13 protein-coding genes and 1 riboswitch are annotated in these 16,270 nt (G+C 62.6%); of the genes, 8 read left to right on the plus strand and 5 right to left on the minus strand.

The features are described from left to right. Positions 1-211: 211 nt before the first annotated feature. Positions 212-346 carry an entericidin A/B family lipoprotein gene (locus tag LMG28727_RS15550; protein WP_074764551.1) on the plus strand — a complete coding sequence of 45 codons (135 nt, stop codon included), beginning with the start codon at positions 212-214 and terminating at the stop codon, positions 344-346. A gap of 310 nt (positions 347-656) precedes the next feature. On the opposite strand, the gene LMG28727_RS15555 is transcribed toward LMG28727_RS15550, so the two are convergent. Continuing rightward, positions 657-1,451, minus strand: coding sequence for a DUF4397 domain-containing protein (locus LMG28727_RS15555; protein WP_201643215.1), 795 nt, complete (start codon positions 1,449-1,451; stop codon positions 657-659). A gap of 328 nt (positions 1,452-1,779) precedes the next feature. Here LMG28727_RS15555 and LMG28727_RS15560 point away from each other — a divergent pair, with 328 nt between their 5' ends. Beyond that, positions 1,780-3,825: an NADPH-dependent 2,4-dienoyl-CoA reductase gene (locus tag LMG28727_RS15560; protein ID WP_201643216.1), complete on the plus strand. Its 2,046-nt coding sequence runs from the start codon at positions 1,780-1,782 to the stop codon at positions 3,823-3,825. A 67-nt stretch (positions 3,826-3,892) separates the two neighbouring features. Here the strand turns inward: LMG28727_RS15560 and LMG28727_RS15565 are convergent, their stop codons facing one another. Together LMG28727_RS15565 and LMG28727_RS15570 are read right to left on the minus strand one after the other, a co-directional pair. Beyond that, positions 3,893-4,822 carry an EamA family transporter gene (locus LMG28727_RS15565; protein WP_201643217.1) on the minus strand — a complete coding sequence of 310 codons (930 nt, stop codon included), beginning with the start codon at positions 4,820-4,822 and terminating at the stop codon, positions 3,893-3,895. 549 nt (positions 4,823-5,371) lie between these two features. Further along, positions 5,372-5,833 carry a hypothetical protein gene (locus LMG28727_RS15570; protein ID WP_201643218.1) on the minus strand — a complete coding sequence of 154 codons (462 nt, stop codon included), beginning with the start codon at positions 5,831-5,833 and terminating at the stop codon, positions 5,372-5,374. Between the two features lie 546 nt (positions 5,834-6,379). Here LMG28727_RS15570 and LMG28727_RS15575 point away from each other — a divergent pair. The 6 genes from LMG28727_RS15575 to LMG28727_RS15600 all read left to right on the plus strand — a co-directional run bounded on the left by LMG28727_RS15575 (position 6,380) and on the right by LMG28727_RS15600 (position 13,877). Continuing rightward, entirely contained in the window at positions 6,380-6,790 is a 411-nt protein-coding gene (locus LMG28727_RS15575; protein ID WP_201643219.1) for a GreA/GreB family elongation factor, read from the plus strand. A gap of 219 nt (positions 6,791-7,009) precedes the next feature. Beyond that, positions 7,010-7,128: riboswitch (TPP riboswitch) on the plus strand. 137 nt (positions 7,129-7,265) lie between these two features. Beyond that, complete coding sequence (thiC, locus tag LMG28727_RS15580) at positions 7,266-9,197, plus strand: phosphomethylpyrimidine synthase ThiC (protein ID WP_201643220.1); 1,932 nt, start codon at positions 7,266-7,268, stop codon at positions 9,195-9,197. 277 nt (positions 9,198-9,474) lie between these two features. Continuing rightward, on the plus strand, positions 9,475-9,687 hold the full coding sequence (locus LMG28727_RS15585; RefSeq protein WP_201643221.1) for a glycine zipper 2TM domain-containing protein: 213 nt from the start codon (positions 9,475-9,477) through the stop codon (positions 9,685-9,687). A gap of 187 nt (positions 9,688-9,874) precedes the next feature. Beyond that, positions 9,875-10,375, plus strand: a complete 501-nt coding sequence (locus tag LMG28727_RS15590) for a hypothetical protein (RefSeq protein ID WP_201643222.1) — start codon at positions 9,875-9,877, stop codon at positions 10,373-10,375. 543 nt (positions 10,376-10,918) lie between these two features. Next, the gene (locus LMG28727_RS15595; RefSeq protein WP_201643223.1) at positions 10,919-12,517 is read left to right on the plus strand and encodes an L-lactate permease; all 1,599 of its coding nucleotides are present in this window, start codon (positions 10,919-10,921) and stop codon (positions 12,515-12,517) included. A gap of 433 nt (positions 12,518-12,950) precedes the next feature. Continuing rightward, positions 12,951-13,877 (plus strand): DMT family transporter, encoded by a 927-nt coding sequence (locus LMG28727_RS15600; protein ID WP_236591929.1) that lies wholly within the window; start codon positions 12,951-12,953, stop codon positions 13,875-13,877. A 550-nt stretch (positions 13,878-14,427) separates the two neighbouring features. On the opposite strand, the gene LMG28727_RS15605 is transcribed toward LMG28727_RS15600, so the two are convergent. Beyond that, the gene (locus tag LMG28727_RS15605) at positions 14,428-14,589 is read right to left on the minus strand and encodes a hypothetical protein (protein ID WP_201643225.1); all 162 of its coding nucleotides are present in this window, start codon (positions 14,587-14,589) and stop codon (positions 14,428-14,430) included. A gap of 244 nt (positions 14,590-14,833) precedes the next feature. Next, positions 14,834-16,066: an outer membrane protein assembly factor BamC gene (gene bamC / locus LMG28727_RS15610; RefSeq protein WP_201643226.1), complete on the minus strand. Its 1,233-nt coding sequence runs from the start codon at positions 16,064-16,066 to the stop codon at positions 14,834-14,836. Between the last annotated feature and the right edge of the window lie 204 nt (positions 16,067-16,270).

Below are 16,270 nucleotides of genomic sequence, written 5' to 3' on the forward strand. Positions count from 1 at the left end.
AGCGCGTGTAGGACTGCGCCGACGCAAACACCGGCGTGCGCCTACAAGAAAATCGCAGCGCAACTGACAGCGCTGCCTCCGCCCTTTTTTTAACATGCAATCAGACCGGATCGACTGGTGTACAGGCTGAAGGCCCCGGTCGAACGACAGATAGCGCGTGCCGCTGAACACGGACACGTCAACCGATGCACTCTCGACAAGGAGAACTTTCATGACTCGACTGATCGCTTTGCTTCTCATTGCAGGGACGGCCATGCTTGCCGGTTGCAACACGATGGCAGGCGCCGGCCAGGATATTTCGAAGGGCGGCGACGCGCTGACTAACTCGGCGGACAAGGCCAAGTAAGTGCGTCGTCAAACCTGATCGCAGCTGCCAGACGGCGCGCTGCCGATTGGGCGAATCTGAAGAACCCGTCGCGGGAAACCGCGGCGGGTTTTTTTCATGGGTTGATTCGCACAAATTCGGCACAAAATCGGCACAAACACAAAAACGGCGATCCACTCACGTGGATCGCCGCCCCGTCCTCCCCAGGACTTACCGCTCTTTTTATCCGTGCCTATCGCACGGGTAGTGCAAGGGTAGTGCACGAGTAGTACAGGTGTACTGCATCCGCATCACACCATCAACGCGCTGTTCAGCGCATTGCGCCGCGAGCTTATACGCCCGTCAACGTATTCGTGAGTTCGATACTCGGTGTATTCGTATTGCCGTTCTGCACGACCAGCAGATGGATCTGCCCCACCGCAAGCTGTGACAGCGCGCCGGCAATCGGCACCGACGTCACGATCCAGTCGGCGTTATTGCCCAGCGCGAACGAGGCGGACTGGAAGATCGGCGTCTTGCTGCCGGCCACGGTCGCGATCAGCACATACTGTCCGCCGGACACGTAGAGCGAATCCGCGCCGCTTGCCGGCACGGCGTTATTGAACGCGAGACCGGCCATCGTCGGCGACACGTTGGTGATGTCGGTCGCGCTGGCCTGGACCAGATACAGGTCGAGGTTGGTCGCGTTCGCCGACGCGTTGAAGCCGCGCACGCGTGCGCTATTGGACAGCAGGCCCTTGTCGAACGGATCGTCGATCAGGCCGATTCCCGAACCGGTCAGAGCCGGCAAGCCGATCACCGTGTATTCGTGGCCGTTCGCGGCATTCGGAAAATTGCCGCTGGCCAACGCGGTCGTAGTGCCCGTTGGCGCATAGGCCACGGTGGTGTTACCCGATTTGATATTGGTGAGGTTCGTCACGCCCTTGTAGGCGATGTTCGTCTGTCCCGACGGCGCACTGCCGTTCACGAGAAAATCGACTGCCGGGCCGCTCGGAATCGCGTTGACGAAGTGGATCTCGGGATCGGTCAGCCCCAGTTCCTTGGCCGCATCATCGGAGCCGCCGCCGCATGCGCTCAGAACAGATGCCACCGCCACAACAGCCGCCATGGTTCGGATCATTTTCATTGTGTTCACCTATATCGATACTGGGCTCTCAACCCAATTGGTTTTTGTGAGCGGTCTGCTTCGGACAGCGGTTTCAAACGGCTCTCCCAAACAGACACTCCCTCCTATCCCTCCCGCACACCGCGCCGGCTTGCCGGGTGGTGCTGTCCGTGTCGACGGACGCTCGCTATAAGCAATGGCTGTGCCGCGGGGGGTCGATATGGCTGACGACGGCTGATGAATGTCTTACGGAGTAAAGAACTGCGACATTTAGAATTTTTCTTCGGCAGATTGGCACGGGTGGGCAGTGTATTGTTCGTGCGCACCCAATAATTACACGGCTCCCTGCATGTCTTACCAACACTTACTCGCCGAACTCGATCTGGGCTTCACCCGCTTGCGCAATCGCGTCGTGATGGGTTCGATGCATACCGGCATGGAAGACCGCTTCTGGAATTACCCAAAGCTGGCCGCGTATTTCCGCGAGCGCGCGAAAGGCGGCGTGGGTCTGATCGTCACCGGCGGGATCTCGCCGAATCGGCAAGGCTGGCTGTTGCCGTTCGGCGGCACGCTGAACTCCGTGTTCGATCTGCGCAATCATCGGCTGCTGACCCAGGCCGTGCATGCCGAAGGCGGCAAGATCGCGCTGCAGATCCTGCATGCCGGCCGTTATGGCTATCAGCCGTTGGTCGTGTCGGCGTCGGCGCTCAAATCGCCGATCTCGAAGTTCAAGCCACGCGCATTGAGCGTGGCCGGCATCGCGAAGACCGTGCGCGACTATGCGCGCTGTGCACGCCTCGCCCAGCGCGCCGGCTACGACGGCGTCGAGATCATGGGCAGCGAAGGCTATCTGCTCAACCAGTTCCTGTGTCCGCGCACGAATCGGCGCAGCGACCAGTACGGCGGCAGCATCGAGAACCGCATGCGGCTCGCGCGCGAGATCGTCGAACGGGTGCGGGCGGTGTGCGGCGAACGCTTCATCGTCGTGTACCGGATTTCGCTGATCGATCTGGTGGAAGGCGGCAACACGTGGGACGAGACCGTGCAGGTCGCGCAGGCGCTGGAAGCCGCCGGCGTCACGATCTTCAACACGGGCATCGGCTGGCATGAAGCGCGTGTGCCGACCATCGTGACCTCGGTGCCACGCGCGGCCTTCGCCGAACTGAGCGCGCGGTTGAAGGCGGCGGTGAAGGTCCCGGTGATCGTGTCGAACCGGATCAATACGCCGGAAGTCGCCGAAGACCTGCTCGCGCAAGGTGCCGGCGATCTGGTGTCGATGGCAAGGCCCCTGCTCGCCGATCCCGACTTCGTCGTGAAAACCGCCGAGGGGCGCACACAGGAAATCAACACCTGTATCGCGTGCAACCAGGCTTGCCTCGACCACACGTTCAGGAATCAGCGCGCAACCTGTCTCGTGAATCCGCGTGCGGGACGTGAAACCGAACTGGTCTACCGGCCCGTTTCAACGCCCCAGGCCGTGCGTTCGATTGCGGTGGTCGGCGCGGGGCCGGCGGGCTTGTCGGCGGCGACGGTGGCTGCGTGGCGCGGGCATCGCGTGACGTTGTTCGATGCAAATGCGCAGGTCGGCGGACAGTTCAATCTGGCGATGCGCGTGCCGGGCAAGGAAGAGTTCAGTGAAACGATCCGCTATTTTCAGAGCCAGTTGCAGCGCCACCAGGTCGACGTGCGGCTCAATACGCGCGTCGATCCGGCGTTGCTTGCTGCGGGCGGCTATGACGATGTGATCGTCGCCACCGGCATCGTGCCGCGACGGCCATCGATTGCCGGCATCGACGGGCCTAACGTGCTGTCGTATGTGGACGTGCTGCGCGGTGCACCCGTGGGACGCCGGGTGGCGGTGATCGGCGCGGGCGGTATCGGTTTCGACGTCAGCGAGTTTTTGCTGCATCGCGCGGACGAACCGCTGCCCATGCCACGCGATGCGTGGCTCGACGAATGGGGCGTCGATCTTACGGTGCGTGAACGTGGCGGTCTGAAGCCTCCTGTCGCGGCGCAACCCGCGCGGGAAATCTGGTTGTTGCAACGCAAGCCGGGCAAGCTCGGCATGGGCCTTGGCAAGACGTCGGGCTGGGTGCATCGCGCGACGCTCGCGAAAAACGGTGTCAAGATGCTCGCCGGCGTGTCGTATCTGGAGATCGCCGCGCGCGGGTTGAAGATCGCGCGCGACGGCGCCGAGGAATGGCTCGACGTGGATACGATCGTGGTCTGCGCGGGGCAGGAGTCGTTGCGGAATCTGCATCCGCAGAATGTGGCGAACGGTGGCGGGCAAGCTGGCGCGCCGCGGTATCACCTGATCGGCGGCGCAAAGGTCGCGACCGAGCTGGATGCGAAACGCGCGATCCGCGAAGGCGCGGAGCTGGCGGCGGCACTTTGAAGGCGGCGGGGCGCGCTTAAGGTCTGGATTGTCCTGATCGTCAGCGCGACCCGGCCGGACCCGATGGTCAGGCCAGCCCCTTCTTCCGGTAATCGAACCAGAACGACAAACCCACGCTCGCCAGAATCACGATCGTCGCAATCACCGTGGAGTGCGTGACCGGCTCACCCAGCAACAACGCGCCAAGCGCCACGGCGACCACCGGGTTCACGTACATGCAACTGCTGGCAATGATCGGACTCGTATGGCGGATCAGAAAACCATACGCGACATACGCGGCCATCGTGCCGATCAGCATCAGGTAGAGAAACGCCACCACGGGCAGGAAATGGATATCGAGCATGCGCTCGCCCGACACCCACGCGACCAGCGTCGACATCGCGCCGCCCAGGCCGATCTGCAACGCCGTCGACAGAAACAGGTCCGACGGCAACTTCAGACGCCCCGCCAGATGCGCGCCGCCCGCCCAGAACAGCGCGCCGCACAGAATCGCGAGACTGCCGCCGGCCGAACCGGGCGCGCTGTCGCCGTGGCTCAGAATGGCGATGCCAACCAGCCCCAGCCCGACCGCGAACCACTCGCCCCGGCCGATCTTGCGCCCCGCGACCGCCGCGATCACCGTGGCGAACAGCGGCACGGTCGCGACCATCACGGCAGCCGTGCCGGTGCCGACGGTGCGCATCCCATAGGCCAGCATGCCGCTCGACAACCCCACCAGCATCGTGCCGACGATGCCGGCATTGCGAATTTCGGCGGCGCTCGGCCAGACCGGATTGCGGCGCGCGGCGAAGACGAAAAGTCCGACGCCGGCGAACAGGTTACGCAGCCCGGACATCAGCAGCGGCGGGAATGAACCAAGCGCGACATGCACGGCGAGATACGTCGAACCCCAGACGAGATAAACGACGGCGAGCGCGAGCGCAATCTGACCGTTACGCGACTGCGGCAAACGGATCGGGAAACCACGCGAAAAACGGCTGGGGAGTTGCAGCGACATGGATTAAACCGCCCATGCCGCTCGAGGTGCTGCGCCCCCGCTGAAAACCCGGTGGCGGGATGGCGGACACCGCATCGGCGATGCGGTCTGACGGGCGAGGCTGGCGGACATGTCGGTGGAACGGAAGGACGATAGATGGCCAATGGGGCCACAACGCCGCGGCCAACGACAGAAATCGGGCCTCGGCGAACACGCGCCCAAAGGTTGGCGCGCACGGCATTATGCAGTAAGCGCCCACCGCGTCGAGCGAAAGAATCGTAACTTTTTGGTGTACTTGCAACAGCTTATTGGGGCGCGTGTTGCGGCGCTTTTTGCAGGGGTGGCGAGGGCTCGTTTTTTGGCTATTCGGGCCGCATAAGCCAACGGAGAGGGGCCGGCTATTATCGGGGCCCGGCGAGTGCCGGTCCGCGCTTTTCGAGCGATCGGCTTGTGCCGGGCTCGTCTGCCGTTGAAGTTGTAGATGTCGATGGACAGCGGTCCGCCGAACGTGCGCCGTTCGTTGGCTTCACGTTGAGCGGGCCGCCCGGCCGGCTGCAGCGGTCGGCGAGTTCAGTCGTAGCTGACGACGACAATTACCGGCGTATCCGCCCTGCTCGCTTTGGGCGACAGCGACAACACCCCGCCGTCGCGGCCAACCCGATAGTGCCCATCGTGCGCCGCGACCACCCGGCCGCCGCTATCGACAAAACGCGCCGCCACGGCATCGCGTGACGGCGCGGCGCGCGCTGGCTGCAACGCGACGTCCGCGCCAGACAACACCCCCGGCGCGGCGTTGAAACTTACGGCGACGCCCGCCCCTTGACTCGCAGCCTGCGCATTAGTCGCTGCCAGCCGCATCGCGGAAACCATGGGCGCCGCGCTTATCTGCAACGGCGGCGCGGTGATCGCGCCTATAAACGTAATCGTCCCGCCACTAGCCGCCGATGCCGTCAATGGCGCCACAAACAACGCCACCGCGACCGCTGCGATAGTCCGAGCGGGCGCCCGCCCGTGCCAGTTTCCGTTTGTCATGCGTATCTCCGATGTCGACGGGCTCCGTGCAAAGCGAAGGCCTGAGGGTCGTCTGACACGCCGTCCAGCGCCAGCTCGTGACGCTCAATGACGGCCTACCCTGAACGGCTTTAACGGCATCGCCACGACAGGCTTGAATTCGCCGTCACTTTCCGGAGCACGGGTCGAACCAATGACCATTGAGGCGGCCACCGCCATCCCCATATAAAGATTTGAGCCCGTGCTAACATTCACCTTTCGACCGCGCCGCCCCGTCTTTCGCCTGCGCCCGTCCCACCCTCTTCTTTTCGACACTCCGGCTATCCCGATGCGCTTTCCGACCTCCCGTGCTTTCAGCCGCTTGCGCCTGCGTCGCGCAACCGGTTGCGCGCGTGCGGATCTCGCACCGCGTCGCGTCGGCGAACCGTCCCGAACGCTCCCGCTTCCCGCCGCCCGGCGCCTGATCTAACGCTGTCCGCTCCATCACCCGAGCCGCGTTTGTCAGGCGCCGGGCCGATCTCATCCGCACGCAGTTCCTTTATATGCAGATCGAATTGGAGTCCTCTCGTGAAAAAGACGAAAACCTGTTACCTCACCGAACTCGACGTCGCCCGTCTTGAGAAGCACGCGGCCGCGCCTGGTGCCGACGCCCGTCTGCAAGACATGCTCGACGACGTTCTCGAACGCGCTGTGATCGTCGACGCGCGCGAGATTCCGGCCAACGTCGTCACGATGAATTCGCAGGCCACCTTGATCGACGAAACCAGCGGCGAGCAGATGACGTGGACCGTTGTCTATCCGCCGAACGCGGATTTCGGTCAGGGTCGTCTGAATGTGTTCTCTCCGGTCGGTCTCGCGTTGCTCGGCGCGAAACGCGGCGAACGCATCCGCTTCACGCCGCCGAGTGGCACGGAGAAAGTGCTGAAGCTCGACAAGATTCTTTTCCAGCCCGAAGCCGCCGATAACTTTTCGCTGTAGTTCGCGGCGAATAAATCGCGGATAAGCGACAAATTCGGCTCGGGGCCGCTGCGAATCCGCACTCAGCCAAGCGGGGCCGCGGCGCCGGAAATGCCGCGTCGCGTATCGTCGAGCCCCTTTCCACAACACGCATGAAAGCTCGTTCGAGCTTCAGCTAACAACGCGCTGACTTTCTCAGCACAGGTTGCCAAGCCACCGGCAGCCGGTGTATCGTGTGCGCTGCTAACGCGGGGGTCCTGCGTCGCACGGAGGTTGGAGGTCCGTGCCGCGCGGGTGAGAAATACCCTTTGAACCTGATCTGGATAATGCCAGCGCAGGGAAGCGTACGGATTTCGCACCCAAGCTTTATTGCCTCATTCCTCGCGATTTCCGACAACTTCCGTCTCGTCTCCTGCTTAGCCGCCCCACATTGCATTTGCAAGCGGCCAGAGTGAGACGTCAACGCGTCAACTCCGGCCGACACACGGAGATACGCATGAACGCCAACCCGAAGTTTCTGTCCGCCGACGCCCACGTCGATGAAGCCGCCGTCGCGCCGCTGCCCAATTCCCGCAAGATCTACGTGACCGGCTCGCGTGCCGACATTCGTGTACCGATGCGCGAGATCTCGCAGGCCGACACCCCTGACAGCTTCGGCGGCGAGAAGAATCCGCCGGTCTATGTCTACGATACGTCGGGTCCGTACTCGGATCCGGAAGCGAAGATCGACATTCGCGCGGGTCTGCCCGCGCTGCGTCAGGCGTGGATCGAGGAGCGCGGCGACACCGAAGCGCTGACCGGTCTGTCGAGCGATTTCAGCCGCGAGCGCGCCGCCGACACTGCCACCGCCGACCTGCGCTTCCAGGGCCTGCACCGCACGCCGCGCCGCGCGATCGCCGGCAAGAACGTGTCGCAGATGCACTACGCGCGTAAAGGCATCATCACGCCGGAAATGGAATACATCGCGATTCGCGAGAACCAGCGCCGCGCGGAGTATCTGGAGAGTCTGAAGACGAGCGGCCCGAACGGCGAAAAGCTCGCTGCGATGATGGGTCGTCAGCACCCGGGCCAGGCGTTCGGTGCGAGCGCGTTCGGTCCCAACGGTCTCACCGCGATCACGCCGGAGTTCGTGCGCGAAGAAATCGCACGCGGCCGCGCGATCATCCCGAACAACATCAACCACCCGGAAAGCGAGCCGATGATCATCGGCCGCAACTTCCTCGTGAAGGTGAACGCGAATATCGGCAACTCGGCGGTGACCTCCTCGATCGGCGAGGAAGTCGACAAGATGACGTGGGCGATCCGCTGGGGCGGCGACACGGTGATGGATCTGTCCACCGGCAAGCACATTCACGAAACCCGCGAGTGGATCATCCGTAATTCGCCGGTGCCGATCGGCACGGTGCCGATCTATCAGGCGCTCGAAAAGGTCAACGGCAAAGCCGAAGACCTGACGTGGGAAATTTTCCGCGACACGCTGATCGAACAGGCCGAGCAAGGCGTCGACTACTTCACGATTCATGCGGGCGTGCGGCTGCAATACGTGCCGCTGACAGCCAAACGCATGACCGGCATCGTGTCGCGCGGCGGCTCGATCATGGCGAAGTGGTGCCTCGCGCATCACAAGGAAAGCTTCCTGTACGAGCATTTCGAAGATATCTGCGAAATCATGAAGGCGTATGACGTGGCCTTCTCGCTCGGCGACGGCCTGCGTCCCGGCTCGATCTACGACGCTAACGACGAAGCGCAACTCGGCGAACTGAAGACGCTCGGCGAACTCACGCAGATCGCGTGGAAGCACGACGTGCAGACGATGATCGAAGGCCCCGGCCACGTGCCGATGCAGTTGATCAAGGAGAACATGGACCTGCAACTGGAATGGTGCGACGAAGCGCCGTTCTACACGCTTGGACCGCTGACGACCGACATCGCACCGGGCTACGACCACATCACGTCGGGCATCGGCGCGGCGATGATCGGCTGGTTCGGCACAGCGATGCTCTGCTACGTCACGCCGAAGGAACACCTGGGCTTGCCGAACAAGGACGACGTGAAGACCGGCATCATCACGTACAAGCTCGCCGCGCATGCCGCCGATCTGGCCAAGGGTCATCCGGGCGCCCAGGTGCGCGACAACGCATTGAGCAAGGCGCGCTTCGAATTCCGCTGGGAAGACCAGTTCAACCTCGGCCTCGACCCGGACAAGGCGCGCGAATTCCACGACGAAACGCTGCCGAAGGACTCGGCGAAAGTCGCGCATTTCTGCTCGATGTGCGGCCCGCATTTCTGCTCGATGAAGATCACGCAGGACGTGCGCGAATTCGCCGCGCAACAAGGTGTGACCGACGACGAAGCGTTGCAGAAAGGCATGGAAGTGAAGTCGATCGAGTTCATGAAGAAAGGCGCTGAGATCTATCAGCGGCAGTAAGACCGGGATCGCGGGGCGGCTATCTTTTTACGCCATCCGACCCGCCAACCCTCTACGTTGCAGCATCAAAGCCCGCCACCGGCGGGCTTTTTCGTTTGTGGCCGGCCGGGCACGTCACATGCTTGGGGAAGGGAAACATTTGATTACGAAACCGTCAGTCCGCTGACAAGCGCACACATCCTGATACGGGTTGCGCCGCTAACATCAAATGCACAGGGGACACGGGTATCTGTCCATTTCGACGACTGTTTCCAATTACACCAATGGGGTCACCATCATGAAATCGATTCGAACTATCGGCACGCTTGCGGCTCTCGTTGCTCTCGTCGGGAGCCTGTCCGCGTGTGACGGGATGAGCCGGCAAGGTCGCGATACGGCAATCGGCGCAGGCTTGGGCGGCGCAGCGGGCGCGGCGCTTGGCGGCAGTGCATTGTCGACGGTGGGTGGCGCGGCTGCTGGTGGCATCATTGGGAATCAGGTCGGCAAGTAGGCTCGTGATGCGGTGACTACCGTGCTCATCGTCGGAACCATGCGCAAAGCACTTCTATTTAGTTAAGTGCTTTGCAATGACGCGAAATACGCCGTTACGGTTTTGCAACCGTGCTCGCGCGGCGTAAGCGTAAGCTCCTTTGAATGGCGCCATGCATGCAGGCGTCCGGTACAACCAGGAGCGCGTCATGAAGTCCCGCATCATCCATTCGTTTCGCGCGATGAGCCCTTGGCCATCGCGCGACTTCTCACGTTTTTCCCGAGCAGGCGTTGCGCTCGGCGGCGCGATTTCCGTGTTGACGTTGGCGGGCTGCTATTACCCGTATGGTTACTATCCGTCGGGCTATTACGCGCCAGCCTATGCGACCCCGCCAGCCGCGATGACCCAGCAGGGTGTGCCCGCCGATCAGGCCGATTCGGCCGATACGCAGCAGCAGGCTGCACAAGCTCAGATGCAGAGGCAAGCTCCGCCGCAGATGCCTGTGCAAGACCCGAATGCCACTTACGCCGTCGCCGCCCCGCCGCCGGTTTATGCGGCGCCGGTTTATCCGGCGTACTATCCGCCGCCACCGGTGTATGCACCTTATCCGGCTTATCCGGCCTATTACGGCTATCCGTACTATGGACCGTCGGTTTCGATCGGCATCGGCGGTTACTGGGGCGGGGGCTGGGGACATCATTGGCATTGAACATCGACCTTGAGCGTCCGGCCTGAGGCGGATCCGGTCCGCACTTCGCTCACGCTGAAGCGCCGCTCAATCCGCGCTCAATCCAATCCGTCATTCGCTTCGCGATCTTTCGTATTTCTTTCGCATTTCTTTCGTATCGCGGCACCCGTCGTACATCACGCGTCGATCATTCATTGCACCGGGCGGCGAGCTTACGTCATCGAACATAGAACGCCCGCGCGCCGCCATCCCCTGGTCAATGCGGTTCGTTTTACCGGTGCCGCCCTGCATCACGCACAGTGCCGGTTCTTTCCGCCGCGTCTGCCTATGCGCGTGTCCTCATCGTCTCGCGCCTGCACGCGCCGGTACTTTCCCTTCTTGACGCGCTGTTCCAGCGTCTTATGCTTGGGAAAGCCACACAAAGTACCTGTTTAAATAAGCAACGCGGCATGCCCGCGGGCGCCGCCTGTTTTCATCCGCGCTGCCATACCGACGCGCTGCCTGCGTAGTTCGCGTCGTTTCGGACCACAACGAACTACAACGAACAACAACGAAGGAGACGTGATGTTTCACCAACTACTCACTCCCGTCGGCAACTCGCTATTGCCGTCGTTCCTGGTTGCCGCGCTGCCGATCCTCGTCGTATTGCTGCTCCTCGGCTGGGCGCGTCGACCGGCCTGGCAAGCGTCGCTGGCGGGGCTGATCGTCGGCCTGGTGGTGGCGATTTTCGTGTGGCAGTTCCCGGTCGGACTCGCGATCAATTCGGTCTTCGCGGGCGCGGTGTTCGCGTGCTGGCCCGTCATGTGGATCGTGTTCACGGCGATCCTGCTTTACAACATCGCGCAGCGCTCGGGTCGCTTCGCGGCCTTCCGCATGTGGATGATCGACAACCTGCCGAACGACCGGCGCGTTGTGCTGGTCGTGATCGGCTTTTCGTTCGGCGCGCTGCTCGAGGGCATTTCCGGTTTCGGCACGCCGGTTGCCATCACCAGTTCGCTGCTGATCCTGCTCGGCTTCCCAACCCTGGAAGCCCTGACCTTTACGCTGATCTTCAACACCGCGCCGGTTGCCTTCGGCGCGCTCGGCGTTCCAATCACCGTGCTCGGCGCGGTCACGCATCTGCCGTCCGACCAACTCGCCAAGATGGTCGGCCGCCAGTTGCCGTTCTTCGCGTTCCTGCTGCCGTTCTATGTGATCGGCGTGTACGCGGGCTTTCGCAACATGCTGCGCGTGTGGCCGGTGCTGCTGGTGTCGGGGGCAAGCTTCGCGCTGACCCAGTTCGTCGCGTCGAATTATGTGAACTACAGTCTGACCGACGTGCTGTCGTCGATGGTGTCGCTGATTCTCACCATCGCGTTCCTGCGCATCTGGAGACCCGCAGTCGATCCGAAGTTCGCGATCAACATCGACCGGGTGGGTGAAGTGCGCGGCAAGATCGGCGGCGCGCAGGGCTGGTATCCGTGGATCATCGTATCGGTCGTGGTGATCATCTGGACCGTTGCGAAAGTGTTCACGATCGGCGACGTCAAGGTGCCGTGGCCAGGCCTCGACAAGGCTGTGTTCATCACGCTGTACAACACGCCGTATGGCGCGATCTGGGACTTCCAGCCGCTCGCCACGGGGACCGCGATTCTGGTTGCGGCGCTCATCACGACGTTCGTGGTCGGCCTGAGCGCCAGTGAGTTCGTCAAGGCCATTGGCGATACGTGGGTACAGACGCGCATCGCCATTCTGACGGTGGCAACGATCGTTGGCCTCGCCTACCTGATGAACTACTCGGGGCTGACCTACACGCTGGGGCTCGGCGTCGCGTCGGTCGGACCGTTCTTTCCGCTGGTGTCGGCGTTCCTCGGCTGGATCGCGGTGTTCCTGTCCGGCAGCGACACGTCGGGTAACGCGCTGTTCGGCAATCTGCAGGTGGTCGCGGCCAATCAGCTGAATCTCAACCCGGTGCTGATGGCAGCGACCAACTCGTCGGGCGGCGTGATGGGCAAGATGATCTCGCCGCAAAACATTTCGACCGGCGTGGCGACGACCGAACTCAAAGGCAAGGAAGGCGTGGTGTTCGCGAAAACCTTCAAGCACTCGATTCTGTTGACGGTGTTGCTCGGTGTGCTGGTCTGGCTGCAGCAGAATTATCTGCAATGGATGATTCCGCATTGAACGTGTGATTTTGGGCGGGTCGCATCCGGCCCGCCCGCTGCGCCGCATGCACCGCTTGCACCGCTTGCACCGCTGGCACCGCTGGCATCGCTTGCGCCACATGCACCGCTGGCACCGCTGGCACCGCGGCACAACTTGCACCACTTGCACCACTTGCACCACTTGCACCACCGCAGAATAATTCACGCTTTTCAACAATGCGCCCACGGGGCATGGGCGCGTTGCACCCCCGCTGCGCCTCCGATCGTACTTTTTTTCACATAAGCGTGAGAATTGTTCGCTTTGCAGTCGCGTCAGCGGCGCTTACGATTGCATCTACCAGACGTCCCCCTCTCCCGAAACTTGCCGTTTCATTCCGGACTGAAACGTCTCGCGCAATCGCGCTGTTACGATGCGCGGGCGTCTCGACTCAACCGTGCGCGGCGCCACCCCCATGAAACCTGCAAATCTCGTTCAGTTATTGATCCTCGCCGCTCTATGGGGCGCGTCGTTTCTGTTTATTCGCGTCGGCGTACCCGACTTCGGTGTCGCCCCGCTGATGGCGCTGCGAGTCGGCATCGGCGCCATCTTTCTGCTGATCGTGCTGGTCGCGCGACGTCCGCTCCGACAATCGGCAACGATCCTGCGCACGCGCGCGTTCCCGCTGCTGGTGGTCGGCATTCTGAATTCGGCGGCACCGTTCTGCCTGTTTGCATATGCCGAGTTGACGCTGTCGGCGGGCGTCACGTCCGTGATCAACGCGAGCACGCCGCTGTGGGGCGGACTGGTCGCTTTCCTGTGGCTGCGTGACCGGCTGAGTGCGTTGCGCACACTCGGTCTGGTGATCGGTTTCCTTGGCGTCCTGATGCTGGTGTGGGACCAGATCGCCACCCCGAACGGCTCTGCCGCCACGCCGATGACCACGGCGCTCGCGGCAGGCGCAGCGCTCGGCGCGACGCTGTTGTACGGCATCGCCGCGAACTACACCAAACGTCACCTGACCGGCGTCGATGCGCTGACCGTCGCCGCCGGCACGATGACCGGCGCAACCATCGTGTTGCTGCCGCTCGCCGTCATCTACTGGCCGTCTACACCGATTTCGCTGCATGCGTGGGGCGCAGTGATCGCGCTCGGCGTCGCCTGCACCGGCGTCGCCTATATGCTGTTCTTCCACCTGGTCGCGATCATCGGCCCGGCGCGCACCATCACCGTGACCTTCGTGATCCCGATCTTCGGCATCCTGTGGGGCGCGCTGTTCCTCGGCGAAGGGGTCTCGCCCGGCATGCTGCTGGGTTGCGGAGTGATTCTGGTCGGCACCGCGCTCGCTACCGGTGTCATCAAGCGTCTGCCGTGGATCGGCACACGTCACGCAGATACCTAAGCCGATACGCGTTCTCGTGCGATGCCTTCCCGGGCATCGCCAGCTTCAGCGCTCTGCTGGTCGATTGGCCCCCGCGGCGTTCCTGCCCGCTTCCGCCCCCACTCACACTCCGGACAAAAAAATAGCCCGCGCTCCTATTGGAGCGCGGGCGAAACCGTCGCCCTACGAGGATAGGCGACGGGGCCACCGGGGCCGCGCGCGTGCTGCGCGCGCAGGCCGACATTCAGCGACGCACAGGCTTGTCAGCCGGTGCCGGAACGGTTGGGGACGTTTGATCGAGGACTCGCTGCAAACTCAGGTCGGGTGATTTAATCCGGCCCCATGAGCTTATAAAAGCAGCTTGTATGCCAGTTTCGAAAAAATTCAGGTAATTTTTCGCAAACCGTTGATTATTATCAGAATTTAACTTGATGGCGGGAGCTCGAGCACCGCTAATTGAGGCTACTGGAAGGGCTTTGAAAGTTACGTCACCGGCGTAACGTCACGTTACGTACGGCCGCATGGGGCGACCGTACGCGTTGTATGAATCGCCCCGCTTGCAAGGGCGCGCTCAATGAACCGGCCACTTCGCGCGCTGGTGTGCGCCGTGGGTCTGCCGGGCCACCCATCCCGCCCGCTTCCGCGAGTCACGCGGATTCAATGCTGCGCCGCACACGAGCGCGAGGATGAGCAGGCTTGCAGCCCACATCCAGTAGGGGGTCACATCGAACATAGCCGACTCCGCCGAAGGTCAGGTTAGTACCGCTCAGCGGAATTCAAGCAAAACGTGTGCGCGGTTGGCACGCTCTTCGCGGGGCGCTCTAAGCCGGTTGAACCGCTGCGGTGTCCCGACGAGCGCCGATAAAAAAAGCCGCCCGGAAAAATCTCCCGGGCGGCTTTTCTTTCAACGGCGGCGTAGCTACACGAGCATCGTTACCAGACGGCTGGCGCCGAAGCCGTGCTGCCAAAGGCCTCGCTCAGTGCAACTGGTCGACCACCAGACTCATGATCTGTTTGGCCTGCTGGCTTTCGTCGACCGCACCTTTATCGTCGACCACTGCCACGCGCGTCTGGTCAGGCGTGATCGCGCGCACGTTCACGCGATACTGCTTGGCAATTTTTTCCTTCTTGCCGTGGAACACCTGGCTCCAGAAGCCCTGTTCAGCCGACGACAGATCTTTCGGATCGACGTAGCGGATGAAATACAGGCCACGGCTCAGATCGCGGTCGTCGACCGTGAAATTGCTGCGGTCGAGCGCGACGCCTACACGCAACCACGCGCGATCATAAGGCTCGCCGAGCGTAAGTTCCGTCGACGTAACCTGCGCCGGCGAGTTCCCGGCGTCCAGATCCGGAATGGGTTGCTGCGCCGACAGCGACACGTTGCGCGCCGCGTTCGCAGCCGCCGCCGAGTTCGCACCGGCGGTAGCCGAGTTCGGCGCGACTTGCGCACCAGCCGGCGACAGCTCGGCGTTCTGCGTATCGCCCGACGAGCGCTGATCGGCCAATGCCAGCGACGCCATCAGCCGCTTCAGGTATTCCTGTTCGAGGCCCGGATCGTTCGGCTTCGGTTCCCACTTGCTCGAATCGTTGTTCGTGCCGGTCAGCGCTTCGCGCATGCCCTTCTGGCTGATGAACACGTAGGTACCGCCGCTCGGCGCGGCTTCGAGACGCGTGCGGTACTTGTTGCGCTCCGACGTCACGTAGCTCGTGCCCATGGTTTTGGACAGCGTGTTGCGGATCAGACCGTCGTTGATCTGCGCGTGCGACTCGTTCCAGTCGGTTTCCATCACGCCCTTGTCGCGCTGGTCGACCACCAGCAGGAAGCCTTGTTCCTGCCAGAAACGGCGGATCTGCGCCCACGCCTGCTCCGGCGATTTATTGTCGATGACGAGCCAGCTTTCCGTGCCGTCACGCTGAATGTGCATGTTGCTGACCTGCGGGACCACGGTGAGCGTGTTGCTGCCGGCCGGCGCTTGCGCCTGAACCTGCTTGAGCGCGGACAACGAGGTTTCGCCGCCTTGCGGGGGCAGCGAACGCTGATCGGCCGTCTCGTCGATCATGTTCGGCGGAACGGCAAGCGAGACCTGCTTGGATTTCGAGTCGCTCTTGTAGTCAACTTTGGTCGGCGACGAAGTACCGCAGCCGGCGACCAGCCCGCCCGCCATCAGCATTACTGCGAACCGCTTGGTAAGACGAAGATCAGTCATGTTCGGGGAATCCTTCCGCTACGTACGCCACGGCAAGTTTCCGTGGATCAACCCAACATTTTACCGATCCCGGCGAGTCATGTGCAAAAACTGGGGTTTGCCCGGGAAATGAGCAGCGCCTGAGGCGGCGCAAACGCGCCGTGGCGGGGCGTCGGGAGTCGTGCCAGCCGGATTCTTTCGACACATTTTTCGAGGCGGAAAAGT

The sequence above is a fragment of the Paraburkholderia metrosideri genome (assembly GCF_904848625.1).
GTDB lineage: Bacteria > Pseudomonadota > Gammaproteobacteria > Burkholderiales > Burkholderiaceae > Paraburkholderia > Paraburkholderia metrosideri.

Bases quoted from the DNA above. Each gene is read 5' to 3' on its own strand.
- thiC (WP_201643220.1), top strand. From the start codon at position 7,266: ATGAACGCCAACCCGAAGTTTCTGTCCGCCGACGCCCACGTCGATGAA.
- LMG28727_RS15565 (WP_201643217.1), bottom strand. From the start codon at position 4,822: ATGTCGCTGCAACTCCCCAGCCGTTTTTCGCGTGGTTTCCCGATCCGT.
- LMG28727_RS15570 (WP_201643218.1), bottom strand. From the start codon at position 5,833: ATGACAAACGGAAACTGGCACGGGCGGGCGCCCGCTCGGACTATCGCA.
- bamC (WP_201643226.1), bottom strand. From the start codon at position 16,066: ATGACTGATCTTCGTCTTACCAAGCGGTTCGCAGTAATGCTGATGGCG.
- LMG28727_RS15550 (WP_074764551.1), top strand. From the start codon at position 212: ATGACTCGACTGATCGCTTTGCTTCTCATTGCAGGGACGGCCATGCTT.
- LMG28727_RS15560 (WP_201643216.1), top strand. From the start codon at position 1,780: ATGTCTTACCAACACTTACTCGCCGAACTCGATCTGGGCTTCACCCGC.
- LMG28727_RS15595 (WP_201643223.1), top strand. From the start codon at position 10,919: ATGTTTCACCAACTACTCACTCCCGTCGGCAACTCGCTATTGCCGTCG.
- LMG28727_RS15590 (WP_201643222.1), top strand. From the start codon at position 9,875: ATGAAGTCCCGCATCATCCATTCGTTTCGCGCGATGAGCCCTTGGCCA.
- LMG28727_RS15605 (WP_201643225.1), bottom strand. From the start codon at position 14,589: ATGTTCGATGTGACCCCCTACTGGATGTGGGCTGCAAGCCTGCTCATC.
- LMG28727_RS15555 (WP_201643215.1), bottom strand. From the start codon at position 1,451: ATGAAAATGATCCGAACCATGGCGGCTGTTGTGGCGGTGGCATCTGTT.
- LMG28727_RS15600 (WP_236591929.1), top strand. From the start codon at position 12,951: ATGAAACCTGCAAATCTCGTTCAGTTATTGATCCTCGCCGCTCTATGG.
- LMG28727_RS15585 (WP_201643221.1), top strand. From the start codon at position 9,475: ATGAAATCGATTCGAACTATCGGCACGCTTGCGGCTCTCGTTGCTCTC.